This is a genomic window from Paraburkholderia tagetis (assembly GCF_022213065.1).
Lineage (GTDB): Bacteria > Pseudomonadota > Gammaproteobacteria > Burkholderiales > Burkholderiaceae > Paraburkholderia > Paraburkholderia tagetis.
This window is the reverse complement of record NZ_JAKLJA010000006.1, coordinates 100,371-126,719: the sequence shown is the minus strand read 5'-3', so window position 1 is coordinate 126,719 and position 26,349 is coordinate 100,371. Positions and strand designations below refer to the sequence as shown.

Genomic DNA, 26,349 nt, shown 5'->3' with positions numbered 1-26,349 from the left:
AGACAGAAATGGCACGGAAAATCACCTATTCGCAGGCGATCAACGAAGCGCTCGCCCAGGAGATGGCGCGCGACGAAAGCGTGATCGTGATGGGCGAGGACAACGCCGGCGGTGCGGGCTCGCCCGGCGAGCAGGACGCCTGGGGCGGTGTGCTCGGCGTGACGAAGGGCCTCTATGGCAAGTTTCCGGGGCGCGTGCTCGACACGCCGCTCTCGGAGGGCGGTTTCATCGGCACCGCGGTGGGCGCGGCGGCGTGCGGCTTGCGGCCGGTGGCGGAGCTGATGTTCATCGACTTCATGGGTGTGTGCTTCGATCAGATCTTCAACCAGGCGGCGAAGTTTCGCTACATGTTCGGCGGCAAGGCGGTCACGCCGGTCGTGATCCGCACGATGTACGGCGCGGGCCTGCGCGCGGCGGCGCAGCACTCGCAGATGCTCACGTCGCTCTTCACGCATATCCCGGGCCTCAAGGTCGTGTGCCCGGCCACGCCTTATGACGCGAAGGGCCTCATGATCGAGGCGATCCGCGACAACGACCCCGTGATCTTCTGCGAGCACAAGCTGCTCTACACGATGGAGGGCGAGGTGCCCGAGGAGTCGTATTCGATTCCGTTCGGCGAGGCCAACATCGCGCGCGACGGCGACGACGTCACCATCGTCACCTACGGGCGCATGGTTCACTACGCGCTCGACGCGGCCCAGCAACTCGCGAAGGACGGTATCGAAGCCGATGTGATCGACCTGCGCACGACCTCGCCGCTCGACGAGGAGACCATCCTGGAGAGCGTGAGCCGCACGGGCCGCGTCGTGGTGGTGGACGAGGCGAATCCGCGTTGCTCGATCGCGACCGATATCGCGGCACTCGTGGCGCAAAAGGCGTTTCGCGACCTGAAAGCGCCGGTCGGGATGGTGACCGCGCCGCATACGCCGGTGCCTTTCGCGGCCTCGCTCGAAGACCTTTACATTCCGTCGGCGCAGCAGATTGCCGATGCCGCGCGCGCAGCAAGGAGCTGAAGTCATGCCGATTCACATGATCACGATGCCCAAGTGGGGGCTTTCGATGGAGCAGGGCCAGGTGAATGGTTGGCTCAAGTCGCCAGGCGAGAAGGTTTCCAAAGGGGAGGAATTGCTCGATGTCGAGTCCGACAAGATCGCGTCGGGCGTCGAGTGTGCGTTCGACGGCGTGCTGCGGCGGCAGATTGCGCAGGAGGGAGACACGCTGCCGGTGGGCGCGCTGCTTGGCGTGGTGGCTGGCGTAGAAGATTCGGATGCCGAAATTGATGCCGCAGTAGCTGAATTCCAGCGCGATTTCGTACCCGCGAAGGCCGGCGATGCCGATGCCGGCCCGCAGCCCGAGAAGGCGCAGATCGGCGGACGCACGCTGCGCTATCTGAAGCTGGGCGAGGGCGCCGGTACGCCTGTCGTGCTGATCCACGGTTTTGGCGGGGATCTCAACAACTGGCTCTTCAATCACGCCGATCTCGCTGCGGGACGCACGGTCTTGGCACTCGATCTGCCGGGGCACGGCGAATCGGGCAAGGCGGTGGAAAGCGGAGCACTCGACGAGCTCGCGCAGAGCGTGGTCGATTTTCTCGACGCACAGAAGATCGAGCGCGCCCATCTCGTCGGACATTCGCTGGGCGGCGCGGTCTCGATGGCGGTGGCCGAGCGTGTGCCCGCGCGCGTTGCTTCGCTTGCGCTGATCGCGAGTGCTGGGCTCGGTGACGAGATCGACGGCGCGTATATCGAAGGCTTCGTCGCGGCCGCGAACCGCAATGCGCTCAAGCCGCATGTGGTGAAGTTGTTTGCCGATCCCGCGCTCGTCACGCGCCAGCTCGTGGAGGACCTCGTGAAGTACAAGCGACTCGAAGGGGTGCAGGACGCGTTGAGGAAGATCTCGGCGCAGGCCTTCGAGGGCGGCGCTCAGCGGCGTGTGTTCCGCGACCGGCTGTCAACGCTCGCGCCGAAGGTGCTCGTGATCTGGGGCGACGCTGACCAGATCATTCCGGCAAAGCATGCGCAAGGGCTGTCGCCGGCGGTGCGCGTCGAGGTGATTTCCGGCAAGGGGCACATGGTGCAGATGGAGGCCGCCGCCGAGGTCAACCGCGTGCTCAAGGCTTTCTTCGAGGCGGGAGGCTGAGCCATGGACGCCGTCACGATTGAATCGGCAACGCCGCGAGACGAAACGCGGGGTACGCCTGGCGTGCCAGGAGACACGGCGCTCGGCCAGCACGGCCTGCGCAGCCGCGAGAAGCTCGCGCGCATTCCCGTGAAGATCGTGCCGGCGGACGAGGGCGCAGCGCTGCCCAAGCCGCCCTGGTTGCGCGCGCGTCCGCTCATGAGCACGACCGTCGCCAGCGTGGCCGCCGTGCTGCGCGAACACCGGCTGCATTCGGTATGCGAGGAGGCGATGTGCCCGAACATCGGTGAGTGCTTCGCGCAGCGCACGGCCACCTTCATGATCATGGGCGGGCTGTGCACGCGGCGCTGCCCGTTCTGCGACGTCGCGCACGGGCGGCCTGCGCCGCTCGACGAGGACGAGCCCGCACACCTTGCGGCGGCGGTCGCGGCGCTCGGCCTGCGTCATGTCGTGATCACCTCGGTCGACCGCGACGACCTGCGCGATGGCGGCGCGGCGCATTTCGCGCGTTGCATCGCCAGCGTGCGCGAGCACGTGCCGGGCATTGGCGTGGAGGTACTGACGCCGGACTTTCGCGGGCGCATCGATCGCGCGCTCGATGCGCTTGCTGTGGCGTGGCCCGACGTGTTCAATCACAACGTCGAGACCGTGCCGTCGCTCTACAGGGCAGCAAGGCCGGGCGCCGACTATCGCGGCTCGCTCGCGCTGCTCGCGCGCGCAAAGGCGGCGCATGGGTTGCTCGTCACGAAGTCGGGGTTGATGGTGGGGCTGGGCGAGACCGACGCCGAGCTTCACGCGACCATGCACGACCTGCGTGAGCACGGCGTGGACGTGCTGACGATCGGGCAGTATCTCGCGCCGTCGCGCTATCACTTGCCAGTGCGTCGCTACATGCACCCAGACGGGTTTGCAGCGCTGCACGAAGCGGGGCTCGCGATGGGGTTTAGCGAAGTGGTGGCGGGGCCGCTCGTGCGCTCCTCGTATCACGCGGCGCAAACCGTGGAGGCTGCACGGCATCGCGAATCGGCATGAAGGAATCGCTCGTTTCGCAACTAACCGCCAAGCTGGGTAGCCACCGAATTGGTTACCCGGCGCGGCTTCATGCCTCCGCGCGCAGATGCCGCGTGCTGATACGCGACAGATACGCCACGAGGCCGACGCCGGCAATCGCGAGGCTCGTTGCATTGGCGATCCAGAAGCCGCGTGCGCCGGTCGCCCAGACGGGCAGGGTGCCGAACACGTCGAAGCCGAGCGCATAGCCGCCGCCGAGGCCCACGCCCCAGAGCGCGATGGCGTAGATCACCGTGGGCACCACGGCAACCTTGTAGGCGCGCAGCGCGAAGGCCGTGGTGATCTGCAGGGCGTCGAATACGTGATAGAGCGTGACGATCGCCAGGAGCGGCATCGCCGCCACGGCGACGGCCGGATCGGGCGTATAGCCCTTGATCACAAGCGGCCGCAGTACGAACACGATCGCGCCATAGCAACACGCGATCGCGACCGCCGTCATCACGCCGTGCCGCGCGAGCGTGCGCGCCTCGGCGGGACGCTCGCCGCCCAGCGCCTGCGCGACCAGCGTGGAAGTCGCCACGCCGATCGAGAGCGGCGTCATGTAGAGCACCGCGCCCACGTTGCCGGCGATCTGGTGGCCCGCGAGCGTCGTCGTGCCGAGGCGTGCGATGAAGATCGCCATGAAGGTGTACGACGTCACTTCGATGAGATACGAGAGCCCCATCGGAATGCCGAGCTTGAGCAGTTCCACCTGGCGTTTCCATTCGGGCCAGCAGAAGTGCTTGAAGATCTCGAACGGCGCGAACACGTCGATGCGCGTGAGCGCGATGGCTGCGCACGCGGCAAGCGCCCAGTTGATAGAGGTACTGGCGAGCGCGCAGCCCGGGCCGCCCAGCGCGGGTACGCCCAGGCCGCCGAAAATGAGCCAGGTGTTCAACGGAATCTTGATCGCGAGCGCGGCCACCTGCAGAAACATGACGAGGCGCGGCCGGCTCACGGCATTGGCAAGCGAGCTGTAGATGCGGAACGCGAGGCTCGCGGGCAACCCGAACGAGAGCAGCCGCAGATACGCGACGGTGCGCTCGCGCAGCGCCTCGGGCGCGCGAGCGAGGTCCAGCAGCGGGCCGGGGAAGTAAAGGATCGTGAAGCCGATCACCGTGAGTACGAGCGCGAGCCAGAAGGCCTGGCGCACCTCCAGGCCGATCTCGGCGTCCTTGCGGGCGCCGTAGAGCTGCGCCGCGACGGGTTGCAGCGCCGTGAGTATCCCGGTCAGGCCGATATAGACCGAAACGTAGATCGACGAACCGAGCCCGAGCGCGGCGAGATCGAGCGCCGAATAGCGACCCACCATGGCGGTGTCGATCACGCCGAACGCGATGATCGCGAGTTGGCCAACCAGCACGGGCCAGGCGAGCGTGGCGATGCGCCGGATGTCGCCGAGGAAGGTCGTCGTCACCGTGGCCTCAGTCCGGCCGCTTGCGCCAGATGCGCTTTTTCAGAGGCGGCTGGGGACGGTCGATGCGCACGTAGAGGCGGAAGCGTTCGTCGCGGTCGGCTGCGCGGCGGCCTTCCCAGACGAGCTTCCAGGCGAAGTTCGACATCGAGCTCGGTTCGCCGTAGTCCTGCGTGTCCTGCCGCAGGATCACGTCGCAGTTGTCGTTGAACGAGAAATGCATTTTGCCGAAATACGCGAAGGTGGCGATCTGCGCGTCGCCGAGGCGCACGGGCGAAATGCATTGATAGTCGACGGGCAGGTGCACGGCGATCTGCTGCGCGACGTCCTTGTAGGTCCGGCTGTAGTTGACGACCGGCAGCCAGAGCGTCATCAGCAGCACCCACATGAGCGTGGTTCCGCCGCTCGAAAGCACGACGCTGCGCCAGAGCACCTTCGGGTGCCGCGCGACGCGCCAGTGCGCGAGCATCATCCAGCACACGGTGACGGCCACTGCGCACACGAACGAAAGAATCTTGAACTGCGGCACGAAGCCGGGCGCGAGGCGCGCGAGGTTGCGCGCGAGCGGCGCCGGGAAGCCGGTCATGCCGGCGAGCCAGACGAGCCACACGAAGGTGCCGAGGATCGTGAAGCTCAGCACGGCGAACCAGTCGATCGCGTTGATCGTGCCGCGCTTGAGCGTGGGCAGCGCGAAAGTTGCCAGTATCGAGAGTGCGGGGAGCACGAGCATGAAGAGCAGGTTCGACTCGTGGCTCTGCACGATCACGAGGATCAGGAGCGGCACGATGACCGAGAGCGGAATCGCGACATGCGGCGCGCGACGCAGCCCCGCCCAGCTGATCCACGCCCAGATCGCGAGCGGCCATGCCGGCCACGTGAAGAGCGGCAGGTTCTTTGCCGCGTAGCGCAGCACCGAGCCGGGCGGGCCCGCGAACGCGTTGACGCTCGCGCGCCCCCACTGGTCGAGGAACCATACGCCGTCGGTGGGGTAGAGATACAGCGTGAAGAGCGGCCAGGACAGCGAGACCACGAGCGCGACCGGCAAGCCGGCCACGAGAAGCCATCGCGAGCGCGTCTCGGGCGCGAAAGCGAGCATGACGAGCGTGCCGATGAGCAGCGCCCCCACCAGCACGGGCCCGCTCGAGAGCATCACCACGCCGAGCGCGAGCCCCCACCAGAGCGCGCCCTGAATGGGCTTGTCGATGGCGCGCACGAGGCCGTAGACCAGCATCGCGATGCCCATGAACTGCATCAGTTGCGGCGTGGTTTCGTGGCCACGCTCGGCAAGGCCGAAGCAGGCGAGCAGGATGAGCAGGGCGCCGTCGCCGAGCGTGCGGCCATAGTCGCGCGGCTCGGGTTCGCCGCCGAAGGCGTATTTGAATGGCTGCACTTCGGGGCGCCGGCCGAGCAGGTAGGCGCCGTACCAGACGAAGGCGCACGCGCAACAGAACAGTACGCCGGTGGCTATGCGCGAGGCGTTGCTGGCGTCCACCCAGGGGGCGAAGAGGCGAATGCAGATGGCGCCGAGCCAGTAGCCGAGCGGGCCGTTCGCGGTGACGTACTTGCCGACGAGGTTCGGCAGCAGCCAGTCGTGCGTCGTGCCACCCGCCATCGTCCACATCACGCCGAAGCCGGCTGCATCTTCATTCTTCCACGGGTCGCGGCCGAACAGGCCGAACGAAGCGAAGACGATACAGATGGTCAGCAGTAGCCAGCGCGGCAAGGCGCTGGTGGCGGAGGCGGTCAGGCGAATGGCAGGCTTCATGCAGTGCGAAGGAATTCGGGTAAGCGGACCGGGGCGCGGCAGTTGCCTCAGGAAACCTCAGGGAAACCGAGGCAGCCGTGCGGTTGCTGCGACACGATGATCGTGCGCCGCCGGCCGGGAGCATCCGGCATTCTAGCCGGGTGCGCCAGCGCGCGTCACGGCGCAGGCTGGATGCCAATACAAGGAAACGGATGATACAAAGCCGTCAAAAATCGGACGGCGACAGGCGCGCGCCAACCGGGGCCTGGGGGCCGACGCGCAAATACTGCGCAGGCAACAAAAAAAGGGCAGCGTATGCTGCCCTTTTTGTGCGGGACCGGCTGCGAAGCCGGCGTGCGAAGTTTGCCCGAAAGCTTACTTCGTGACCTTGCCCGTGGCGCGCGCGCCGAACTTCTTGTTGAACTTCTCGACACGGCCGGCCGTGTCCATGATCTTTTGCGTGCCCGTGTAGAACGGATGCGATTCCGACGACACTTCGATCTTCGCGAGCGGGTAGGTCTTGCCGTTGAATTCGGCGGTTTCGCGCGTCTGGATCGTCGAGCGGGTCACGAACTTGAAGTCGTTCGAAACGTCGATGAACAGGACTTCGCGGTAATTCGGGTGAATGCCTTCTTTCATGGTTTTTCCTTAAATCTGGCGGTAGCCAACCCGCGTGCCTTCGGCATGAAGGTCATTTCGGCGCGAGCCACTTGCCCAAGGTCGAAAAACGGCGATTATGCCAGAAAATCAGCCGGTTGGCGAATTTTCGCTGCCTCGCGTGGCGGGTTCACGCGGGCGGGGCGGCGAGTGCGGCCAGCGCTCCCACTTTGGCCGGATCCTGCCGGTAATAGCACGCGAGTAGCCGGTAGAGCTCGGGATACTCAGCCTCGAACGCCTTGGGCCTGACGAACAGCGCCTCGCTGCATACGGCGAAGAATTCCGATGGATGGTCGGCGGCATAGGGATCGATCAGCGAGTCTTGCTCGAAGCGCGACCAGCGGCGCTCGGGCACGGCATCCACCTTGTCGCAGAACTGGTCATAGGCGTTGTCGAACACGTCGGCCCAGGCCTGCGCATCGAACGGCGCATGCCAGCGGCGAAAAAGGGGCGGATGGCCATCGGCTTCGCCGTTGAGCATGTCGATCTTGTGCGCGAACTCGTGAATCACGACGTTGTAGGCGTCGCTGCCGTCGGTCATCTGCGCGTCTTCCCACGAGAGGATCACGGGTCCGCCTTCCCACGCTTCGCCGCTCGCGTCGTGCTCGACTTCGTGTATCACGCCGTCCTCGTCCTCGACAGTCTTGCGGATCACGAATTCGCCGGGGTAGACGGTGACGCCGACCCAGCCCTTGTACAAATCGAGGGAAAGATTGAGCACCGGCAGCGACGCTTGCGCCGCGATCGCCACCGCGATCTGGTCGGTGAGCTCGAGCTCGTGCGCCGTGGAAAATTCCTTTTGCGCGAGAAAGAGGCTCGTGAGCTCGCGCAGGCGTGCGAGGCCGGCGGCGTCGAGGTGCGCGAGGAACGGCAGGCCGGCGAGCGTCGCCTGCCAGAGCGCATCGTCGATCGCATGGGTGCGCAGTGCCTTTTCGCGCCGGCGTGTGCCGAGCCAGTGGGTCAGTTTCGAAAGCATCGCTCAATTGCGTCGTTGTTACGTCTCTATAGGGGCGTCGTCGAGCGCGCTCAGGCGCGCTGCGGCTCAGTCGATCTGCTTTTGCCACGCGGCGAAAATCCCGCCGCAAACGGCCACGCCGATCAGGAAATAGAACCCGTCGAGCGAGCTCAGAAAGCTCGCCTGCTGCGCGACCATTCGGCTTATCTGCACGAGTGCGAGCCCGTGCGCCTCGCCAGGCGAGCGGCCGAGCGCCTCGAAGGCGTGCGTGAGCGTGGCGTAAGTGCCCTGGAAGATCGGGTTGAACGGACTCGCGAATTCCGCGAGCCGCGTCTGGTGCAGCGCCAGCCTGTGCTGCTCGACGATAATAATCGTTGCGGTCGCGAACGATATCGTCAGCTGACGGACGACGTTTTTCAAGCGATATCCGTGCGTGAACTCCTCGATAGCGAAAATGCGGAACGTGAGGTTCGCCACCGGCAACACGATGAAGAGGAGCAGGAGGCCGCGCAGCAGCAGCGGGAAAATGAGCCAGCTCTCGCTGGTGCCGGGCGTGAGGCGCGTCATCCAGAACGAGACGAATGCCGCGAGTACGAAGCCCGGCACGATGATCCACTTTTTGTGCGTGATGAACTTCGAGTAACGGAAATAGAAGAACATCGCCGAAGCCGAAATCAGCGAAGTCATGCCGGTGAGGCGCCCCGCGTTCTCCACGGGATAGTTTAGCCCGCCTTCGAGAAAACGCGAGACCAGATAGCTGAGCGCCGTGCTCTGATAGTAATAGATCATGTAGAGCAGCAGCCCCACGCGAAATGGCTTTTCTCGCAACGCGTGCAGTCGCATGAGCGGCTTGGGATGATGCCACTGGTGCCAGACGAACCACGCGAGCGCCGCCATGCCGCCCGCGCTCAGCAAGATGGTGCCGGGCGAGGTGCTGAAGAGCGCGAAGCGCACCTGCTGCATGGCGATCTGGAGCGCACCTTGCGCGAGCGCAAAGATGATGTAGGGCCAGAAATGCGAGTCGCCGCGTTCTTCGGGCAGCACGTGGCCGGCATTGGGCAACGCGAGCAGGGCGAGTGCCGCATAGAGCACGCCCGCGGGCGCCGAAAACGCGAAGAGGGCGCGCCAGTCGAAATGCGAGACGAGAAAGCCGCCCGCCAGCGGCGCGAGTGCGCTGGAGAGCACGATCAGGATCAGGAACGCGCGCGTCGCCACGGGGCGTTGCTGCGGCGTGAAGGAAATCTGGATGAGGATGCGGCAGGTGCCCATCATCGGGCCAATGAAATAGCCCTGGAAACCGCGCGCGAAGGCGAGTTCGATCGACGATTCGCAGAGCGCCGCCGCCACCGCGCCTGCCGAGTAGAGCAGCAGGCAGCCGCCCACGTAGCGGCGGTAGCCGATGCGCTCGACCCACCATTGCTGCTGCAGGATGCCGAGCACGGCGCACACGGCGTAGGCGCTCGATGCCCAGACGAGCTCGTCGGGCGACGCATTGATGCCTCCGGCGATGTAGCTCGTGAAGAACGAAAAAATGGCGTTGTCGTAATAGTCGAGGCCGGTCGCGAGCGCGAGCACCCATGGGAAAAAGTCGCCTCGCAGGCGTGTCGCACCAAGGATCGGCCCGCGGGTGGGGACGCTGCTCATTCGCGGGCGCTCCCACGCTCGTGCTTACCCGCGCTTTCGCCTTCATCGCCGGTCTCGACGCGGCCGGCAGTGGGCGGGATGCCGCCAGCATCGCCACTGCGCTTGCCGCTTTTCGTGCTCGCGTGCGAGGTCGCGCCTGCGTGCGAGTCTCGCGATGCGGTGACCTTCGCCGCCTCTTTGCGCCGACGCGTAGCGGCAAGCCGTGCGTCGATCAGTGTTTCCGATGGCACGCCAGCAAGGCGCTGCCGGAGATAGTCGAGGTCGTCGGCGAGTTCGGTGCGGACCGTTTGTGCCTCCTTCAGCTCGCGGCGTACCGCGGCGATGCGTGCGTCGAGCGTGTCGATCTGCTGCGCGAGCGCGTCGGCGATCTGCTGCAGCGAGTCCTGCGAATAGCGCCGGCGGCCGTCGCCGAGCGATTCGAGCGGGCGCTTGAGCATCTCGGTAATGCCGTGCAGCGAGAAACCGAGCGCGCGTAGCCGCAGGATGCGGGCAAATTGCTCGAGGTCGTGTTCGTCGTAGAGGCGGTAGCGGCCTTCGCTGCGCGTGGGCGTGACGAGACCGCGTTCCTCGTAATACTTGAGCGTGCGCGGCGTGACGTTGAGCCGCTGGGCGGCGTCGCGCACCGTCAGTAGCGCGCTGGAGTCCCTGGACATCGGTGGGCAGCCGCGTGCGCGGCGGTGAAGACAACGGTCGGATTATAGTTCAACGTGAACGTTCACGTACAGGTTGTGGATCTGATGGAGTGCGACGGAACTGGACCGGAATGGCAAGCCAGAAATGAAAAACGCCCGCGTGAGCGGGCGTTTGCGGGACTTCAAGCGAACCATTCGGGCGAGGCTTTAGCCGCCGCGACGCATCATGTCGAAGAACTCGGAGTTGTTCTTCGTTTGACGGATCTTGTCGAGCAGGAATTCCATGGCCTCGACCTCGTCCATATCGTGGATGAACTTGCGCAGCACCCAGATCTTCTGGAGGATGTCCGGCTTGATCAGCAGCTCTTCGCGGCGCGTGCCCGACTTGTTCAGGTTGATCGACGGATAGACGCGCTTTTCCGCGAGGCGGCGCTCGAGGTGCACTTCCATGTTGCCGGTGCCCTTGAACTCTTCGTAGATCACGTCGTCCATGCGGCTGCCGGTTTCGATCAGTGCGGTGCCGATGATGGTGAGCGAGCCGCCTTCTTCGATATTGCGAGCCGCGCCGAAGAAGCGCTTCGGACGTTGCAGCGCGTTGGCGTCCACACCGCCGGTCAGCACCTTGCCCGATGCGGGAACAACGGTGTTGTACGCGCGAGCAAGACGCGTGATGGAGTCGAGCAGAATCACGACGTCGTGCTTCATTTCGACGAGGCGCTTGGCCTTCTCAATCACCATTTCCGCCACTTGCACGTGACGCGCGGCCGGTTCGTCGAAGGTCGAGGCGATCACTTCGCCCGCCACCGAGCGCTGCATTTCGGTCACTTCTTCAGGACGCTCGTCAATCAGCAGCACGAACAGGATCACGTCGGGGTGATTCTGCTTGATGGCGTGCGCGATGTGCTGAAGCATCACGGTCTTACCGGACTTGGGCGAGGCGACCAGCAGGCCACGCTGACCCTTGCCGATGGGCGCGATCATGTCGATGATGCGGCCCGTCACGTTCTCCTCACCACGCATTTCGCGCTCGAGCAGCAGCACCTTGTTCGGGTGCAGCGGCGTGAGGTTCTCGAACATGATCTTGTGCTTCGAGGCCTCGGGCGGCTGGCCATTGACCTTGTCCACCTTCACGAGCGCGAAATAGCGCTCGCCGTCCTTCGGCGTGCGCACTTCGCCTTCGATCGTGTCGCCGGTGTGCAGGTTGAAGCGGCGGATCTGCGACGGGCTGATGTAGATGTCGTCCGTGCTCGCGAGATACGAGGTTTCCGGCGAGCGCAGGAAGCCAAAGCCGTCCGGCAGCACTTCGAGCGTGCCGTCGCCGAAGATCGTTTCGCCCGTCTTGGCGCGCTTTTTGAGAATCGCGAACATCAGTTCCTGCTTGCGCAGGCGGTTCGCATTTTCGATCTCGAGGCCATTGGCCATCTCGATCAATTCGGACACGTGCAGAGACTTGAGCTCGGAAAGATGCATACGGAGAACCCGTCGGGGAGGATGCGACGAAAAGAAGTCTGGGGGAAAAGAAGCGAGCGGAACCGCTCAAGGACTTTTGCTTGAAACTTGCTTGAAACTTATATAAGGGCGCCGGGTAGACGCTTTATGAATTCTAGCATAGCACACGCCGGAAGCCGCCAGTGGAGCCCGGCGGCAAGTTTCGGCATGTTTTTGCGGTGCGTGTTGTCGGTGGACAACACGCACCTTTATTCGCCCGCCGATTCGCTGTTTGCTGCTGCTGGCTTGTGCCAGTCGGTCCGGATTCGAACGGTCCGATTCGCGCGGCGGGGGAGCGCCTTTTTACAGGTGGCTATCCAGGAACGCGGTGAGCTGCGACTTCGAGAGCGCGCCGACCTTTTGCGCCGCGACGGCGCCGTTCTTGAAGAGGATCAGCGTCGGGATGCCGCGCACGCCGAATTTCACCGGCGTCGACTGATGCTCGTCAACGTTGATCTTTGCAACCTGGAGGCGATCGCCATAGTCCTTCGCGACTTCGTCGAGAATCGGCGCGATCATCTTGCAGGGGCCGCACCACTCGGCCCAGAAGTCCAGCAGCACGGGCTTGTCGGATTTCACTACGTCCTGTTCGAACGATGCGTCGCTGATGTGCTTGATTTGTTCGCTCATTGTATGAATACCTCTTTCGGATCGAGGCTGATTGAATTGCTCGCCACGATACACCAAAACTCAAAATATATCCGGGGATGCCAAGGCCTGGCTGATCCGGAGCGGATCCGGTCGCCGAGGCTGCCCTGGCAACAGTCGACGCCAGTGTAGCCTAAATCCCTATGCGTTGCCGACGGTGATAGTACGCATATCGGAAGCAGGGTTTCCCGGCAATTCCCGGTGCATTTCCCGCCGTTTTCCACTCGCTTGCCATCAGTTTGCCACCCGGATCGCATGTACCTCCTGACGCTGTCCGCCGTTTCGCGAACGTTAAAATTATTGCCGCCAACGGCCTCAGCTATACATACGTCACGGTAGCGAGCCGATATGGAGATGCCACGCGCGTTTGCAAGAGCGCGTATGCATGCGTCGCACCGTTCTGCGTCTGTCGTCCGGTCTCTTCTCACGTCTCATCTCGCGGTGATGGCCCGAGGACTGTTTGAAGACTTTTGCGATGCGGCATTCGCAATGTGGCGTAACCGATGTTAGAATGCGCCGTGACGGGCCTCCTCGCATGGAGGGGCGGTCAACCTGGTCAGGTCGGGAACGAAGCAGCCACAGCCGTTTTCCGCCAGTGCCGAGGGTCAGGCTCGTCACCTTCACTTTTCTTCCGCGCTGTTTTCTTCCCTCTCGTTTTTCTCCCGCATTTCATATTCCTCGCTGAGCGTACAGTTCTCGCGTGTCGCGCGATTTTTCGTCGCGTCGGCTTTCGGCATTTGTCCGCGCTTTGCGCGTATGCGGATCGCGTGCGGCGCGCGCGATGTCCCGTAGCGATGCCGTGACAGGCAGCCCGACGCGCCCGCCCGCAGGGCTGCCCGGCGCTTTTCGATTCATCGGAGCGCGCGGGCGTTGCTGATACAATTTCCGGATGACCTATCAAGTTCTCGCACGCAAGTGGCGACCGAAGGATTTTGCTTCGCTCGTCGGACAGGAGCACGTGGTGCGCGCGCTCACGCATGCGCTCGACGGCGGGCGCCTCCATCACGCGTACCTCTTCACGGGCACGCGCGGCGTGGGCAAGACGACGCTCTCGCGCATCTTCGCCAAGGCGCTCAATTGTGAGACCGGTGTGACGTCCACGCCGTGCGGCGTCTGTCGTGCGTGCAGGGAAATCGACGAAGGCCGCTTCGTCGACTATGTCGAGATGGACGCGGCGAGTAATCGTGGCGTCGACGAAATGGCCGCGCTGCTCGAGCGCGCGGTCTATGCGCCGGTGGATGCGCGCTTCAAGGTCTATATGATCGACGAAGTGCACATGCTCACGAACCACGCCTTCAACGCGATGCTGAAGACGTTGGAGGAGCCGCCGCCGCATGTGAAGTTCATCCTCGCGACCACCGATCCGCAGAAGATTCCGGTCACGGTGCTCTCGCGCTGCCTGCAGTTCAATCTGAAGCAGATGCCGGCCGCGAACATCGTCGAGCATCTCTCGCATATTCTCGGCGAAGAGAAGGTCGAGTTCGAGCCGCAAGCGCTGCGCCTGCTCGCGCGAGCCGCGGACGGCTCGATGCGCGACGCGCTCTCGCTTACCGACCAGGCCATCGCCTATTCGGCCAATCAGGTGACGGAAGAGGCCGTGCGGGGCATGCTCGGCGCGCTCGACCAGAGCTATCTGATTCGCCTGATCGACGCGCTGGTCGCCGGCGACGGCGCGCAAGTGCTCGCGATCGCCGACGAAATGTCGCTGCGCAGCCTGTCGTTCTCGACCGCGCTGCAAGATCTCGCGAGCTTGTTCCATCGCGTGGCGTGGGCGCAGTTCGCGCCGGCTTCGGTGCTCGACGAATGGCCCGAGGCCGACGATCTGCGCCGCTTCGCCGATCTGTTGAGCGCGGAGCAGGTCCAGCTTTTCTATCAGATTGCGACGCTCGGGCGCAGCGAGCTCGGGCTCGCACCCGACGAATACGCAGGCTTCACCATGACGCTGCTGCGCATGCTGGCGTTCGAGCCTTCGGTAAGCGCGGGCAGCGCCGGCAGCGCGCCGGCTTCGAAGCCGGCCGCGGCGGGCACCGGCGTGCGTGCGGCTGCACCGGCGATAGCTTCGGCGGCAGGCGTTGCATCGGCCGGGCGTGCGGTTGCTCAGCCGGAGGTGGCCAAGCCGAAGCCCGTTGCGCCGCGCGCCGAACAGACGCAGGCCGGACAGACGCAGACCGAAGCCGCGAGCGTGCCGCTTCGTGTCGCTTTGGCTGAGGACGCGAAGCAGGGCGACTCATCGCAGCGCGCCGATGATGCGCATGCCACGCCCGCTAGCGTGCGAGCAACCGTTGAAACTGTGCCGACCAGCGTCGTGGAAGCCGCGCCCGTTGCGCAAGCGCGTGTCGTGCCGCCTTGGGAAGACGAAGCCACTGCCACATCGGGCGACGATGCCAAGTCTGAAGTGCAGGCCGAAGCGCAAGCCGCACCCGCACCGGCTGCTGCACCTGCCATTGAGGCGCCGGCAGCACCCGCACTACAGCATACGTCGCAGCCCGCGTCGCAGCCCATGTCGCAGCCCGGGATGCGTGAGCCACAGGAGGCGCCCGCCGCTGCTGCGTCTTCGGCGCGCGGTGGGGCGAGCGCGGCGCTCGACGTGCTGCGCAGCAAGGGCCTGCGCGGCTCGCCGGACCGTGGCTCCCGGCCGGCGGCCAACGCCGCGACGCCTTCGGCCGCTCCGAAAGCCGCCGCGCCGCGCGCGGAGGTAAAGGTGCCGACGCCCGATCCCGCGCGTCGCGCCGCAGCCGCGCAGGAAGCACAGGCACGCCGGCCCGCGCGGGAATCGCGGGAATCGAACCTGCAGCAAGAGGCATCGGGCGCGCCGCCGTGGGACGACATCCCGCCCGACGATTACATGCCGCTCAGTGCCGACGATGCTTATTTCTCGACACCCGACGACGGCTTCGCGCCCGCTTATGAGAGCGAGTCCGCCGCTCCGCGCGCGGCCGCACCCGCCGCAAATTCCGCGGCTGTGGTCGACGTGAGCAAGCTGCCGCCGGGCATCCCGCTCGATGCTATCGGTTTCACAGGCGACTGGCCGGCGCTTGCTGCCACGCTGCCGCTCAAGGGCATCTCGTATCAACTCGCGTTCAATAGCGAGCTCACCGCGCTCGAAGGCGGCGTGCTCAAGCTCAGCGTGCCGGTACCGCAGTACGCAGAGGCCTCGCAGGTCGCCAAGCTCAAGACGGCGCTGGCCGAAAGCCTCGGCAAGCCCGTGGAAGTCGACGTCACAGTCGGTCCCGCGCGCCGCACGGCGGCTGCGCTCGATGCCGCTGTGCGCGCCGAGCGCCAGCGCGATGCCGAGCGCGAGATTGGCGCCGATCCTTTCGTGCAGCAACTGATTCGCGACTTCGGCGCGAGCATCGTGCCGGGCTCGATCCGGCCGATCGCGCCCGAGGCCGCGGCGGGCGGTAGTCAGACCGCCCATTGAATTGCGCCGCGCGGCGCTCCGGGCACCGCGCGTGCGAAACGCATCACCTACGAATCACACATGATCCAGAAGGAGCAGTGAAATGTTGAAAGGTCAACTCGGCGGGCTCATGAAGCAAGCCCAGCAGATGCAGGAAAACATGAAGAAGATGCAGGAGCAGCTTGCCCAGATTGAAGTCGAAGGGCAGGCGGGCGCCGGTCTCGTCAAGGTCACGATGACGTGTCGCAACGACGTACGCCGTGTGTCGATCGATCCGAGCCTGCTCGCCGACGACAAGGACATGCTCGAAGACCTCGTCGCGGCTGCGTTCAACGACGCCGTGCGCAAGGCCGAGGCCACGTCGCAGGAGAAGATGAGCGGCATGACCGCCGGTCTGCCGCTGCCGCCGGGCTTCAAGATGCCGTTTTAAAGCAGGCGCACCGCGCGGCCCGGCGGCTGCGCGCAGCTTCGTGCGCGCCGGCCTCCACGGCCGCCGCGCATGTATCCGATGTCGAGCGTGCCTGAGCGCGTGCCGCTTGCGCGCGCGTGTATTCGCTACATGCGGCTACATTTGACCAAATTCGGCCAGACTCGGCTGTATCCGGCCGCGCTCGATCATGCATTGCCACGCTGAATCCGCATGAAACAACCTTCCGCCCTGGCGGCGCTCATCGAAGCGCTGCGCGTGTTGCCCGGTGTCGGGCCGAAGTCGGCGCAGCGCATGGCCTATCACCTGATGCAGCACGACCGCGACGGCGCTGAAAAGCTCGGCCGTGCGCTGCTGTTCGCGACGGACCATCTGAAGCATTGCGAGAAGTGCAACACCTTCACCGAAGCTCAGGTATGCGAAACATGTCTCGACGAAGAGCGCGATCCCACGCTCCTGTGTGTCGTGGAGACGCCCGCTGACCAGATCATGCTCGAGCAGACCATGACTTATCGCGGGCTGTATTTCGTGCTGATGGGCCATCTGAGTCCACTCGACGGCATCGGCCCGAAAGAGATTCATTTCGATCGCCTCGTGAAGCGCGCCACAGATGGTGTCGTCAAGGAAGTTGTGCTGGCAACCAATTTCACGAATGAAGGCGAGGCGACCGCGCATTATCTCGGCCAGACGCTCAAGGCTCGCGGTCTGAGCGTCACGCGCCTGGCGCGCGGCGTGCCGGTGGGCGGCGAGCTGGAGTATGTCGACGCGGGCACCATCGCGCGCGCAATGCTCGACCGGCGCTCGATGTAGCGCCGATGTAGCGCCGCACTGCCTGGTGGCGCCGAGCCTGGCCGCCCGATAGCGGCGCGCAGGACGCGCACCACGGCGAGCAGCTTCGAAGAACATGAAAGGAGACCCATGAACGCAGCCCCTTTCCCTGAACCCGGCAAGCAAAGCGGAATGGCAAACGCAAAGGCAAACGAAAAAGCAAACGCAAAGGCAAGCGCAACGACGAACCAGGCCGCGAACCACGCGGCCGGCAGCGAAAAGGCCGCTGGTCCGCTCGCCGGCGTGAAAGTGCTCGAGCTCGGCACGCTGATCGCGGGTCCGTTCGCTGCGCGCTTTCTCGGCGAATTCGGCGCCGAGGTCATCAAGATCGAAGACCCCAAGGGCGGCGATCCGCTGCGCAAGTGGCGCAAGCTCCACCCGGAAGTGGGCGGCACTTCGCTCTGGTGGGCGGTGCAGGCGCGCAACAAGAAGTCGGTGACGATCAATCTCAAAGCCGAAGAGGGCAAGGAGATCGTGCGCCGACTTGCGAAAGAAGCCGACATCGTCATCGAGAACTTCCGGCCCGGCCTGCTCGAAAAGCTCGGGCTTGGCTACGACGTGCTCTCGAAGGAAAACCCGGGGCTCGTGATGGTGCGGCTCTCGGGGTACGGCCAGACCGGCCCGTATCGCGACCGTCCGGGCTTCGGCGCCATTGCCGAGTCGATGGGCGGCCTGCGCCATATCACCGGCTATCCCGAACTGCCGCCGCCGCGCATCGGCATCTCGATCGGCGATTCGATCGCGGCGCTGCATGGCGTGATCGGGGCGATGATGGCGCTCCATCATCGCAACATGAACGGCGGCAGCGGCCAGATCGTCGATGTTGCGCTCTACGAGGCCGTGTTCAACATGATGGAGAGCGTGGTGCCCGAGTACGGCGTGTACGGCATGGTGCGCGAGCGCACCGGCGCCTCGCTGCCGGGGATCGTGCCGTCGAATACGTATCCGTGCCGTGACGGGAGCATCGTGATCGGCGGCAATAGCGATCCGATCTTCAAGCGCCTCATGACGGCGATCGCGCGCGACGACCTCGCCAACGATCCCGGCCTCGCGCACAACGACGGCCGCGTGCCGCGTACCGAGGAGATCGACGGCGCCATCGCGGCGTGGCTCGCGACGCGCACCATCGACGAGGCGCTCGACGTGCTCAACGCCGCCGATGTGCCCGTGGGCCGCATTTACTCGGTGGCCGACATGTTCACCGATCCGCAGTTCGCGGCGCGCCAGATGATCCAGCAGTTCCGCTGGCAGAAGAAGGACGCGCAGGAGGGCGAGGGCGTCGATATCGCGCTGCCCGCGGTCACGCCCAAGCTCTCGGCGACGCCCGGCGACACGCGCTGGCTCGGCCCCGAACTGGGCGAGCATACCGACGAAGTCTTGCGCTCGCTCGGTTACGATGCGCAACGCATCGCACAGTTGCACGCGCAACAAATCGTCTAGCTGCACACGTATTGTTGCGGCGCTGAAAATGTGAAAAGGCTCGCGGTGCGCGAGCCTTTTTCTCGTTTTCAAGCGCAAAGGTTTACGAGCATAGAGCGGCGGCTTGCCGCTCAGGGCTCGATCACGATCTTGCCCGTGACCTTACGCGAGGCCATGTCCTTGAGCGCCTGCGCGGTGTCGGCTAGCTTGTAGCGCTTCGAGACATAGGGCTTGAGCTTGCCTTCGCCAATCCAGCCCACCATCTGCGCGAAGGCCGCCGCGTTGTGCTGCGGCTCGCGGCGTGCGAAGTCGCCCCAGAATACGCCGACGATGCTCGCGCCCTTGAGCAGCGCGAGGTTCAGCGGCAGCTTCGGAATCTCGCCGTTGGCGAAGCCGACCACGAGATAGCGGCCGCGCCAGCCGATGCTGCGAAATGCCGGCTCGGCATAGACGCCGCCGACCGGGTCGTAGATCACATCGGGGCCCTTGCCGTCGGTGAGCGCCTTGACGCGCTCGCGCAGGTCCTCGGTGCTGTAATTGATGGTGGCGTCGGCGCCGAAGCGGAGGCAGACCTCGAGCTTCTCGTCGCTCGATGCCGCGGCGATCACGCGTGCGCCGAGCACCTTGCCGATCTCCACCGCGGCCAGACCCACGCCGCCCGCCGCGCCGAGCACGAGCATCGTTTCGCCGGCACGCAGCGCGGCGCGGTCGACCACGGCGTGATGCGAGGTGCCGTAAGCGAGCGTGAAGGCGGCCGAAGTGGCGAAGTCGGCGCCTTCGGGCAGCGGCACGCACGCAGAGGCATCGGCAAGCGCCTGCTCCGCAAATCCGCCGTTACCCACGTAGGCGACCACGCGCGTGCCGGGCGCAAGCTTCACGCCCTCGCCAGCGGCGCGCACGATGCCCGCGACTTCGGCGCCGGGCGTGAAAGGTAGCGGCGGCTTGACCTGATACTTGTTCTCGATGATCAGGACGTCCGGGAAATTGACCGCGGCCGCCTTCACGTCGATCACCACCTGGCCCGCGCCCGGCACGAGCGCGGGCAGGTCTTCGAGAGTGAGCGTTTCGGGCGGGCCGTACTGGTTGCAGCGGATTGCGCGCATCGTGTCTCCTGTCTTCCGGGCAGATTCCGGATAGGGGTAGGTCGGTTATGGGCCTGGCTCAGCGTCACAGTGTACGGCAATCCGGCGATATACGAACGACCGTGCGTTTAGTATTTCGGGAAGGCTCGGATCAAGTGCGGGTCTCGCGCGAGAAGGCGGAAAGGGCACGAAACGTCCGCTAAAAGCATGGGCCAAAAGCGCCGAGAGCGAGATTTCCGGCGCACGCCGGAATGCGTCACGGATGGGGTCGTGCGGGGACGCGCGCGGCGGCGCGGCGCATACCGGTCTGTCGTTCGCCTGCCTTCTTTCCTCGGTTACAATCGGCGGATGCGAATCCTGATCAGCAACGACGACGGTTATCTCGCGCCCGGCCTGGCCGCGCTCTACGAAGCGCTCAAGCCGCTTGGCGAGGTCACGGTAATGGCGCCCGAGCAGAACTGCAGCGCCGCTTCGAACTCGCTTACGCTGTGGCGCCCGCTCTCGGTGCTGCGCTCGGCGAGCACGGGCTTCTACTACGTCAACGGCACGCCCACCGATTCGGTGCATATCGCGCTCACGGGCATGCTCGATCAGAAGCCCGATCTCGTGGTGTCCGGCATCAACAACGGTCAGAACATGGGTGAGGACACGCTGTATTCGGGCACGGTCGCAGCAGCTACCGAAGGCATCATGTTCGGCGTGCCGGCCATTGCATTCTCGCTCGTCGACAAAGACTGGGTACACCTCGACTCCGCCGCGCGCGTGGCGGCTGACGTCGTTGCGCATTATCTTGCGCATCCGCTGCCGGGCAACCCGCTGCTGAACGTCAACATTCCGAATCTGCCGTACGACGAACTCGGCGAATGGCGCGTCACGCGTCTGGGCAAACGCCATCCCTCGCAACCCGTGATCCGCGAGACCAATCCGCGCGGCGAGCCGATCTACTGGATCGGCCCCGCCGGCCACGCGCGCGACGCGAGCGAGGGCACGGATTTTCATGCGGTGTTGCACGGTCACGTGTCGATTACGCCGCTGCAACTCGACCTGACGCATACGCAGATGTTGCCAGCGACGCACGATTGGTTGCGTCAGGGCGGCAGCGCTTCATGACGGGCGAACGCACGAAGCGTTTTCCGCTCGGCCTCGCGGATCTCGTACGCGAACCGCGGCGCCATGACGGCCAGGATCGCCACGACGGACGTCCGGGCGAGGCGCGCACGCCGCTCGGGCGCGCAGGCCAGCCAGGTGTATCGAAGCCGGCGGTCAAGCCCATAGCGAAAGCTGCACCGGCGAAAAGCGCGGGCATGAAGGCGGTGGCTGGCGCGCACAGCGCGGGCAGCATTCAACCCGCCAAAGCGCCTGGCGCGCTGCACACTGCGGCGTCGCCCGCGCGCAAGCCCGATGTGCGCCGCAACGAACCGGGGCTGCGCTCCGCATCGTCTTTTTTTGCTGCTACAACGTTAGCGCCCAAAAGCGCTCAGGCGCGGCCCGCAGCGAACGCGCGCACGGGCGTTGCGCCCAGTGCGGGCGCACCAGGCGTCGCGCTGAACGGCGCGCATGCGCTGACCTCGGAACGGGTTCGCGAGCGCATGGTCGAACGCCTGCGTGCGAATGGCATTTCAGATCCGCGTGTGCTCCAGGCGCTCGCGGGCGTGCCGCGCCACATGTTCGTCGACCCGGGCCTCGCGACTCAGGCCTACGAAGATGCGGCGTTGCCGATTGGCCATCACCAGACCATCTCGAAGCCCTCGGTCGTTGCCCGCATGCTCGAACTCGCGGGTGCGGGCCGCAACCTCGAGCGCGTGCTCGAAATCGGCACGGGCTGCGGCTATCAGGCCGCCGTGCTGAGCCGGATTGCACGCGACGTGTATTCGATTGAACGCATCAAGCCGTTATACGAGCGCGCAAAGACGAACCTGCGCCCGCTGCGCATCCCGAACATCCGCTTGCATTACGGCGACGGACGGCTCGGCTTGCCGTCGGCGGCGCCGTTCGACGCGATCGTGATCGCCGCCGCCGGCTTCGACGTACCGCAGGCGCTGCTCGAACAACTCGCCATCGGCGGACGGCTCGTCGCCCCGGTCGCGGAGCAGGACGAGGCGACCCAGGTGCTCACGCTTGTGGAGCGCACGGGGCCTGCGCAGTGGCGGGAGTCGCGGCTTGATCGCGTTTTCTTTGTCCCCTTAAAATCCGGAGTTATTTGAAACCGATGAGTATGTTGCGCGCGATGCAAAGAAAACGCTTGAATATCGACCTGACTGCGGCCCGTAATGGTGCCTCGGTTATCGCGCTCTGCCTGCTGACGGCCTGTGCGACGCGTCTCGACAACGCACCTGTCGTCGACCGCACCGCGCCGCTCGGGACGGTGGGCGCACAGCCGGCGGTGCCGCTCGGACCGCCGCCTCCGGGATACTACCGGGTGAAGCCGGGCGACACTCTCTATAGGATTGCGCTCGAAAACGGTCAGAGCTTCCGCGATATCGCCGCGTGGAACAATCTCACCAATCCGAATCAGATTGAGGTGGATCAGTTGCTGCGCGTCGTGCCGCCGGGCGCGAGCAATGCTACTGCCGGTACGCCGGGCGTCGTTCCCGCGCCAGGCGCAGCGCCGGGCGCGCAGGCCGCGATGCCGCCGATATACGGCTCGGGAGCGGCAACACCGCCAGCGGCCACCGTGCCGCCGCAGGCGAGCGGTGGTGACATGGCCGCGGCGCCTGGCAGTCTCGCGCTTGCGTGGCCGGTACGTGGTCCGGTGCTCAACCGCTTCGACGACTCGAAGAACAAGGGCATCAATATCGGCGGTGCCGCTGGTGAACCGGTCAAGGCGGCTGCGGAAGGGCGGGTGGTTTATTCCGGAAATGGGCTGCGCGGTTACGGCAATCTCATTATCATCAAGCATGACGCGACGTTTTTGACAGCGTATGCACACAACCGGACTTTGATGGTAAAAGAAGGAGATGCGGTCACGAAGGGTCAGAAAATCGCCGAGATGGGTAATACTGATTCTGACCGCGTGATGCTGCATTTCGAAGTACGCCGCCAGGGCAAGCCCGTCGACCCACTGAAGTATTTGCCGCCGCAATAATGCGAGCCGACTATGCCGAAATCGAAGCGCCGTCTGCAGCAGTCCGAGTCTGACAGTCAAGCCGCCCAGGTTTCGGTGGAGGACAGCGCTCGGCAGGGCGACGACGAAGAGCTCGAGAACGCACGCGAGCTCGACGAGCGGGAATCCGAGTCCGCGTCCGAAGAGGGCGGCCGCGAAAACGAGGAGGCCGCGGAGGCGCCGTCCGATGCGGACGACTTCCGCGCAATCCTGCAGGCCGAGCTCACGGCCGACACCATCCAGCATTATCTGAACCGGATCAGCGTGAAGCCGCTGCTCACCGTCGAGGAAGAGCAGCGCTATTCGCGTCTGGCCAAGGCTGGCGAATTCGAGGCGCGGCAGGTGATGATCGAGCGCAATCTGCGCCTCGTCGTCAGCATTGCAAAGGGCTATCTGAACCGTGGCGTGCCGCTGCTCGATTTGATTGAAGAGGGCAACCTCGGCCTGATGCACGCGATCGAGAAGTTCGATCCCACGCGCGGTTTCCGCTTTTCGACCTATGCCACCTGGTGGATCCGCCAGAGCATCGAGCGCGCGATCATGAACCAGGCGCGCACGGTGCGCCTGCCGGTGCACGTGATCCGCGAACTCAACCAGGTGCTGCGCGCCAAACGCCATCTGGAGAAGAATTCGCTGAACGCCGATTCCGCGTCCGACCGGCGCGACGCGAGCATCGACGACATCGCCTATCTCACGGGCAAGACCACCGAGGAAGTCACCGACATCCTCGCGCTCAACGAGCACACCGCCTCGCTCGATGCGCCGCTCGATCTCGATCCGGCGAGCAGTCTGCTTGATCTGCTGTCCGACGACCAGAGCCAGTCGCCCGATGCCGAAGTGCAGCATCGCGAACTGGAAACGCTCACGCGCGCCTGGCTCGGCAGGCTCTCGGACAAGCATCGCCATGTCATCGAACGGCGCTTCGGACTGAACCATATCGAGCCCGCCACGCTCGAAGAGCTGGCCGACGAAATGGGCCTCACCCGCGAGCGCGTGCGGCAGATCCAGCAGGAAGCGCTGGTGCGCCTCAAGCGCTTTTTCGCCTCGAACGGCGTGCGCAAGGACGCTGTTCTATAAAACCTCGCTGCTCACCTCGCAGTTCAACCTGAATGACAGTTCCTGTACTCGTATTCGACATCGAGACGATTCCCGATGTCGACGGCATTCGCCGTCTCGAAGATCTGCCCGCTACGCTCACCGATGCCGAAGTGGCCGAGCGCGCGTTTGCCGCGCGTCGCGAGAAAACCGGCAGCGATTTCCTGCCGCATCATTTGCAGCGTGTGGCCGCGATTTCGTGCGTGTTCCGCGACGGCCAGGGTTTTCGCGTGCGCTCGCTCGGCACGCCCGAGGACGGCGAGGCGAAGCTGATCGACTCGTTCTATCGCACCATCGAGAAGTACACGCCGCAGCTCGTCTCATGGAACGGCGGTGGCTTCGATCTGCCGGCGCTGCACTATCGGGCGCTGGTGCACGGCATTCGCGCGGTGCGCTACTGGGAAATGGGCGAGGAGGACCGCGACTTCAAGTGGAACAACTACATCAGCCGCTACCACTCGCGCCACACCGATCTGATGGATGTGCTCGCGATGTATCAGCCGCGCGCCAGCGCGCCGCTCGATGCGCTCGCGAAGCTGTGCGGCTTTCCGGGCAAGCTCGGGATGGACGGTGGACAAGTGTGGACGGCGTTCCAGCAGGGCCACATCGAAGAAATTCGCAATTACTGCGAAACCGACGTGGTCAACACGTACCTGCTGTATTGCCGCTTCCAGATGATGCGCGGCGGCTTCACCGAGCGCGAATACGACGATGAGATCGAGTTGGTGAAGCAGTCGCTCGCGGCCGAGCCCGCGCAGCACTGGAAGGAATATCTGGAAGCGTTCGGCCAGTGAACATCGGGGCGGCGCCTGCTCTTGCAGGTACGCCTGGCGCCCGGCGAGCCGTCAGTCCAGCTCCATCACGACAGGCTGATGGTCGGACGCCTGGGTGATGCCGTCGATCTCGCAGCGCTTGAGCCGATTGCGCAAATCCTCGGTCACGAACACGAAGTCGCAGGTGAGCGGCCCGTCGGACCATTGCTCCGTATCGTAGACACCCGCCGTGGGTGGCGGTGTCGCGCCGGGATGGAGCGTCGTCCACGCATCGATGAACGCCGGACTGCCGGCAAGCGGCTCGAGCATGCGCGTGTAAGCGGCGCTGCCGAAAGCGCTATTGAAATCTCCTGAGACGATGGCGCTCACCGGACGCGCGCTATAGGCGAACGGCCCTTCGGCATTTTCCGCAGGGGCCGGGCGCGCCGCGTGGGCGGCAGCTTCCTGCTGCAGTTGCCGAAGCGCATCGACTTGGGCGAGCCGCTGTCGCTCGGAATAGAACTCCAGATGAGTCACGAGCACGCGCAATGCGCCTCCCGACGAGCTTGCGCCGGTCACGTCGAGCACCGCTTCGAGCGCGACGCGCTGCATCGACGGTGCGGCGGGATCGGCGGGCCAAGGCAGCAGATGGCGGAACACCTGGGCGACGGGCAGGCGTGTGGCAACCGCATTGCCGAACTGCCGGCGCGGCGCGTGTCCTGTCCGGGGCGCGGCAACCGGATCGGCATATACGTCGATACCCAGATCGGCCCCAATTGCCTCGATGACCGTGAAGCCTGGCAGAAGCGCTGCCAGCTCGGCGAACTGGTCGTCGCCGGGGCTGCCCGGCAGCGCGCGAAAGCCCCGGGTGACTTCCTGCAGGCACAGGACGTCGAAGTCTGTGAGGCGGCGCGCTTCGCGCACCGTTTGCGCGAGATCTACGGTGCCCGAGGCGTCGCGCCCCCACTGCACGTTCCAGCTAACGAGTCTCATGACTTGCTCCGACTCACGCCACGTTGAGCGGCGAATAGCGCCGGGCTCCGGGGCGGCTCCGCGAGGGGAGCAGGCCACGAGTAGGTTATCGGCGCGTTACCGCGTATTCGGATGAATGATAGGTCACGGCCGGCCCGGCTGCCGCGCGCACCTGCGCCAGGTCGCATTTCGCGCGGGCGGTCGCCGCCACGCCGCGCTGCTTGAAATACACGGCGAAGGGCACGTTTCCGTATTTGCCGAGCGCATACTGGAAGCATTCATTGCCGTTTTCGCCCAGTACGCGGTCGGGCGGGCCGATGCGCTTGACGACATCGGTTTGTGTCATGCCTTGCGTGACATAGGACATCGCCACGTCGGGCGTGGGCGTCGGCGACGAGCAGGCGCTCACACCGAGGAGGGACGCGACAAGCGTCGCATAAAGCAGTTTGTTCATTTCAAACCCGAAGATCATGATGGGTGCGCTATCTGTACGCGCGTGCAGCGAAACTTCCTATCGGACTTATCTCAAATCAACGTACCAGGGAATCCAAAGCAAATCCAAAGCATCCTGGCCGCTCGGCAGGCCATTCAATCGAACAGGAAGCGAACGACAAGGTAGAGAAGCCCGACCATCAGCAGCGGGCTGCCTACCATGATTGCGACGACGGCATACGATCGGCGTTGCGCGACGGTGCGGCGAGGCGGTGCTTCCAGAAAGGGGGCGAGCAGAATGACCGCGGCGCAAAGCATGGCCAGCGGAATCACAAAGCCGTGAGCGGAGATGAGTGTGTCCATGATGTAGGTCTCGGCCGACGTCCTCATATGGCACGTCGCGAGCAACATCGTACTGAGGGGAGCAGGCGTCGAATATCGGACTAATTGGAAAGCGCACGGGTGGAA

General features: G+C 64.9%; 24 protein-coding genes and 1 other RNA gene. 13 read left to right on the top strand and 12 right to left on the bottom strand.

Translation table 11 applies throughout. The features are described 5' to 3' along the window. Positions 1-8 precede the first annotated feature (8 nt). From L5014_RS10685 to lipA, 3 genes are read left to right on the top strand one after another with little or no spacing between them, the layout of a single operon-like run. Entirely contained in the window at positions 9-1,013 is a 1,005-nt protein-coding gene (locus tag L5014_RS10685) for an alpha-ketoacid dehydrogenase subunit beta (RefSeq protein WP_238463591.1), read from the top strand. Positions 1,014-1,017: 4 nt separating this feature from the next. Beyond that, complete coding sequence (locus tag L5014_RS10680) at positions 1,018-2,139, top strand: acetoin dehydrogenase dihydrolipoyllysine-residue acetyltransferase subunit (protein WP_238463590.1); 1,122 nt, start codon at positions 1,018-1,020, stop codon at positions 2,137-2,139. Between the two features lie 3 nt (positions 2,140-2,142). Next, positions 2,143-3,171 carry a lipoyl synthase gene (lipA, locus tag L5014_RS10675; RefSeq protein ID WP_238463589.1) on the top strand — a complete coding sequence of 343 codons (1,029 nt, stop codon included), beginning with the start codon at positions 2,143-2,145 and terminating at the stop codon, positions 3,169-3,171. Positions 3,172-3,238: 67 nt separating this feature from the next. On the opposite strand, the gene L5014_RS10670 is transcribed toward lipA, so the two are convergent. From L5014_RS10670 to trxA, 8 genes are all read right to left on the bottom strand, one after another. Then, on the bottom strand, positions 3,239-4,606 hold the full coding sequence (locus L5014_RS10670) for an MATE family efflux transporter (RefSeq protein ID WP_238463588.1): 1,368 nt from the start codon (positions 4,604-4,606) through the stop codon (positions 3,239-3,241). Positions 4,607-4,613: 7 nt separating this feature from the next. Beyond that, positions 4,614-6,368, bottom strand: coding sequence for an ArnT family glycosyltransferase (locus tag L5014_RS10665; protein ID WP_238463587.1), 1,755 nt, complete (start codon positions 6,366-6,368; stop codon positions 4,614-4,616). 354 nt (positions 6,369-6,722) lie between these two features. Then, positions 6,723-6,986, bottom strand: a complete 264-nt coding sequence (locus L5014_RS10660) for a type B 50S ribosomal protein L31 (RefSeq protein WP_238463586.1) — start codon at positions 6,984-6,986, stop codon at positions 6,723-6,725. Positions 6,987-7,134: 148 nt separating this feature from the next. Beyond that, positions 7,135-7,980: a M90 family metallopeptidase gene (locus tag L5014_RS10655; protein ID WP_238463585.1), complete on the bottom strand. Its 846-nt coding sequence runs from the start codon at positions 7,978-7,980 to the stop codon at positions 7,135-7,137. A 66-nt stretch (positions 7,981-8,046) separates the two neighbouring features. Further along, positions 8,047-9,603: an MFS transporter gene (locus L5014_RS10650; RefSeq protein ID WP_238463584.1), complete on the bottom strand. Its 1,557-nt coding sequence runs from the start codon at positions 9,601-9,603 to the stop codon at positions 8,047-8,049. Then, a complete protein-coding gene (locus L5014_RS10645; RefSeq protein ID WP_420800052.1) occupies positions 9,600-10,256 on the bottom strand; it encodes a MerR family transcriptional regulator in 657 nt (218 codons plus the stop codon). The genes L5014_RS10650 and L5014_RS10645 overlap by 4 nt, the downstream gene beginning before the upstream one ends. Positions 10,257-10,442: 186 nt before the next feature. Beyond that, positions 10,443-11,705: a transcription termination factor Rho gene (gene rho / locus L5014_RS10640; protein WP_133194006.1), complete on the bottom strand. Its 1,263-nt coding sequence runs from the start codon at positions 11,703-11,705 to the stop codon at positions 10,443-10,445. Between the two features lie 321 nt (positions 11,706-12,026). Continuing rightward, the gene (gene trxA, locus L5014_RS10635; RefSeq protein WP_027818380.1) at positions 12,027-12,353 is read right to left on the bottom strand and encodes a thioredoxin TrxA; all 327 of its coding nucleotides are present in this window, start codon (positions 12,351-12,353) and stop codon (positions 12,027-12,029) included. Positions 12,354-12,891: 538 nt separating this feature from the next. Between trxA and ffs the strand changes: the two genes are divergently transcribed. From ffs to L5014_RS10610, 5 genes are all read left to right on the top strand, one after another. After that, positions 12,892-12,990: signal recognition particle sRNA small type (ffs, locus tag L5014_RS10630), an RNA gene on the top strand. 270 nt (positions 12,991-13,260) lie between these two features. After that, complete coding sequence (locus tag L5014_RS10625) at positions 13,261-15,792, top strand: DNA polymerase III subunit gamma/tau (protein ID WP_238463583.1); 2,532 nt, start codon at positions 13,261-13,263, stop codon at positions 15,790-15,792. Between the two features lie 82 nt (positions 15,793-15,874). After that, the gene (locus L5014_RS10620; RefSeq protein WP_238463582.1) at positions 15,875-16,201 is read left to right on the top strand and encodes a YbaB/EbfC family nucleoid-associated protein; all 327 of its coding nucleotides are present in this window, start codon (positions 15,875-15,877) and stop codon (positions 16,199-16,201) included. A 210-nt stretch (positions 16,202-16,411) separates the two neighbouring features. Continuing rightward, complete coding sequence (gene recR, locus L5014_RS10615; RefSeq protein ID WP_238463581.1) at positions 16,412-17,008, top strand: recombination mediator RecR; 597 nt, start codon at positions 16,412-16,414, stop codon at positions 17,006-17,008. A gap of 150 nt (positions 17,009-17,158) precedes the next feature. Beyond that, on the top strand, positions 17,159-18,466 hold the full coding sequence (locus L5014_RS10610; protein ID WP_420800055.1) for a CaiB/BaiF CoA transferase family protein: 1,308 nt from the start codon (positions 17,159-17,161) through the stop codon (positions 18,464-18,466). 110 nt (positions 18,467-18,576) lie between these two features. On the opposite strand, the gene L5014_RS10605 is transcribed toward L5014_RS10610, so the two are convergent. Continuing rightward, positions 18,577-19,548, bottom strand: coding sequence for an NADPH:quinone oxidoreductase family protein (locus L5014_RS10605; RefSeq protein WP_238463579.1), 972 nt, complete (start codon positions 19,546-19,548; stop codon positions 18,577-18,579). Positions 19,549-19,875: 327 nt separating this feature from the next. Between L5014_RS10605 and surE the strand changes: the two genes are divergently transcribed. Genes surE through L5014_RS10580 form a run of 5 tightly spaced genes read left to right on the top strand, consistent with a single transcriptional unit; the run spans position 19,876 to position 24,519 of the window. Continuing rightward, positions 19,876-20,637: a 5'/3'-nucleotidase SurE gene (gene surE, locus L5014_RS10600; RefSeq protein ID WP_238463578.1), complete on the top strand. Its 762-nt coding sequence runs from the start codon at positions 19,876-19,878 to the stop codon at positions 20,635-20,637. Continuing rightward, positions 20,634-21,731 carry a protein-L-isoaspartate(D-aspartate) O-methyltransferase gene (locus L5014_RS10595; protein WP_238463577.1) on the top strand — a complete coding sequence of 366 codons (1,098 nt, stop codon included), beginning with the start codon at positions 20,634-20,636 and terminating at the stop codon, positions 21,729-21,731. Before surE ends, L5014_RS10595 begins: the two co-directional genes overlap by 4 nt. Before the next feature lie 5 nt (positions 21,732-21,736). After that, a complete protein-coding gene (locus tag L5014_RS10590) occupies positions 21,737-22,612 on the top strand; it encodes a peptidoglycan DD-metalloendopeptidase family protein (RefSeq protein WP_238463712.1) in 876 nt (291 codons plus the stop codon). A gap of 12 nt (positions 22,613-22,624) precedes the next feature. Then, positions 22,625-23,707 carry an RNA polymerase sigma factor RpoS gene (gene rpoS / locus L5014_RS10585; protein WP_238463576.1) on the top strand — a complete coding sequence of 361 codons (1,083 nt, stop codon included), beginning with the start codon at positions 22,625-22,627 and terminating at the stop codon, positions 23,705-23,707. Between the two features lie 32 nt (positions 23,708-23,739). Further along, a complete protein-coding gene (locus tag L5014_RS10580) occupies positions 23,740-24,519 on the top strand; it encodes a 3'-5' exonuclease (RefSeq protein ID WP_238463575.1) in 780 nt (259 codons plus the stop codon). A 51-nt stretch (positions 24,520-24,570) separates the two neighbouring features. Here L5014_RS10580 and L5014_RS10575 read toward each other — a convergent pair whose 3' ends face one another. The 3 genes from L5014_RS10575 to L5014_RS10565 all read right to left on the bottom strand — a co-directional run bounded on the left by L5014_RS10575 (position 24,571) and on the right by L5014_RS10565 (position 26,244). Continuing rightward, positions 24,571-25,470: an endonuclease/exonuclease/phosphatase family protein gene (locus tag L5014_RS10575; protein WP_238463574.1), complete on the bottom strand. Its 900-nt coding sequence runs from the start codon at positions 25,468-25,470 to the stop codon at positions 24,571-24,573. A gap of 85 nt (positions 25,471-25,555) precedes the next feature. Then, entirely contained in the window at positions 25,556-25,903 is a 348-nt protein-coding gene (locus tag L5014_RS10570) for a hypothetical protein (protein WP_238463573.1), read from the bottom strand. A gap of 134 nt (positions 25,904-26,037) precedes the next feature. Next, entirely contained in the window at positions 26,038-26,244 is a 207-nt protein-coding gene (locus tag L5014_RS10565) for a hypothetical protein (protein ID WP_238463572.1), read from the bottom strand. Between the last annotated feature and the right edge of the window lie 105 nt (positions 26,245-26,349).

What these genes read in the sequence shown, in the direction of transcription:
- L5014_RS10645 (WP_420800052.1), bottom strand. Translation starts at nt 10,256, where the DNA reads ATGTCCAGGGACTCCAGCGCGCTACTGACGGTGCGCGACGCCGCCCAG.
- L5014_RS10655 (WP_238463585.1), bottom strand. Translation starts at nt 7,980, where the DNA reads ATGCTTTCGAAACTGACCCACTGGCTCGGCACACGCCGGCGCGAAAAG.
- L5014_RS10590 (WP_238463712.1), top strand. Translation starts at nt 21,737, where the DNA reads ATGAGTATGTTGCGCGCGATGCAAAGAAAACGCTTGAATATCGACCTG.
- rpoS (WP_238463576.1), top strand. Translation starts at nt 22,625, where the DNA reads ATGCCGAAATCGAAGCGCCGTCTGCAGCAGTCCGAGTCTGACAGTCAA.
- L5014_RS10620 (WP_238463582.1), top strand. Translation starts at nt 15,875, where the DNA reads ATGTTGAAAGGTCAACTCGGCGGGCTCATGAAGCAAGCCCAGCAGATG.
- trxA (WP_027818380.1), bottom strand. Translation starts at nt 12,353, where the DNA reads ATGAGCGAACAAATCAAGCACATCAGCGACGCATCGTTCGAACAGGAC.
- L5014_RS10595 (WP_238463577.1), top strand. Translation starts at nt 20,634, where the DNA reads ATGACGGGCGAACGCACGAAGCGTTTTCCGCTCGGCCTCGCGGATCTC.
- L5014_RS10625 (WP_238463583.1), top strand. Translation starts at nt 13,261, where the DNA reads ATGACCTATCAAGTTCTCGCACGCAAGTGGCGACCGAAGGATTTTGCT.
- L5014_RS10575 (WP_238463574.1), bottom strand. Translation starts at nt 25,470, where the DNA reads ATGAGACTCGTTAGCTGGAACGTGCAGTGGGGGCGCGACGCCTCGGGC.
- L5014_RS10565 (WP_238463572.1), bottom strand. Translation starts at nt 26,244, where the DNA reads ATGGACACACTCATCTCCGCTCACGGCTTTGTGATTCCGCTGGCCATG.
- lipA (WP_238463589.1), top strand. Translation starts at nt 2,143, where the DNA reads ATGGACGCCGTCACGATTGAATCGGCAACGCCGCGAGACGAAACGCGG.
- L5014_RS10605 (WP_238463579.1), bottom strand. Translation starts at nt 19,548, where the DNA reads ATGCGCGCAATCCGCTGCAACCAGTACGGCCCGCCCGAAACGCTCACT.
- L5014_RS10570 (WP_238463573.1), bottom strand. Translation starts at nt 25,903, where the DNA reads ATGAACAAACTGCTTTATGCGACGCTTGTCGCGTCCCTCCTCGGTGTG.
- L5014_RS10650 (WP_238463584.1), bottom strand. Translation starts at nt 9,603, where the DNA reads ATGAGCAGCGTCCCCACCCGCGGGCCGATCCTTGGTGCGACACGCCTG.
- L5014_RS10680 (WP_238463590.1), top strand. Translation starts at nt 1,018, where the DNA reads ATGCCGATTCACATGATCACGATGCCCAAGTGGGGGCTTTCGATGGAG.
- L5014_RS10610 (WP_420800055.1), top strand. Translation starts at nt 17,159, where the DNA reads ATGGCAAACGCAAAGGCAAACGAAAAAGCAAACGCAAAGGCAAGCGCA.
- recR (WP_238463581.1), top strand. Translation starts at nt 16,412, where the DNA reads ATGAAACAACCTTCCGCCCTGGCGGCGCTCATCGAAGCGCTGCGCGTG.
- rho (WP_133194006.1), bottom strand. Translation starts at nt 11,705, where the DNA reads ATGCATCTTTCCGAGCTCAAGTCTCTGCACGTGTCCGAATTGATCGAG.
- L5014_RS10665 (WP_238463587.1), bottom strand. Translation starts at nt 6,368, where the DNA reads ATGAAGCCTGCCATTCGCCTGACCGCCTCCGCCACCAGCGCCTTGCCG.
- L5014_RS10580 (WP_238463575.1), top strand. Translation starts at nt 23,740, where the DNA reads ATGACAGTTCCTGTACTCGTATTCGACATCGAGACGATTCCCGATGTC.
- L5014_RS10660 (WP_238463586.1), bottom strand. Translation starts at nt 6,986, where the DNA reads ATGAAAGAAGGCATTCACCCGAATTACCGCGAAGTCCTGTTCATCGAC.
- L5014_RS10685 (WP_238463591.1), top strand. Translation starts at nt 9, where the DNA reads ATGGCACGGAAAATCACCTATTCGCAGGCGATCAACGAAGCGCTCGCC.
- surE (WP_238463578.1), top strand. Translation starts at nt 19,876, where the DNA reads ATGCGAATCCTGATCAGCAACGACGACGGTTATCTCGCGCCCGGCCTG.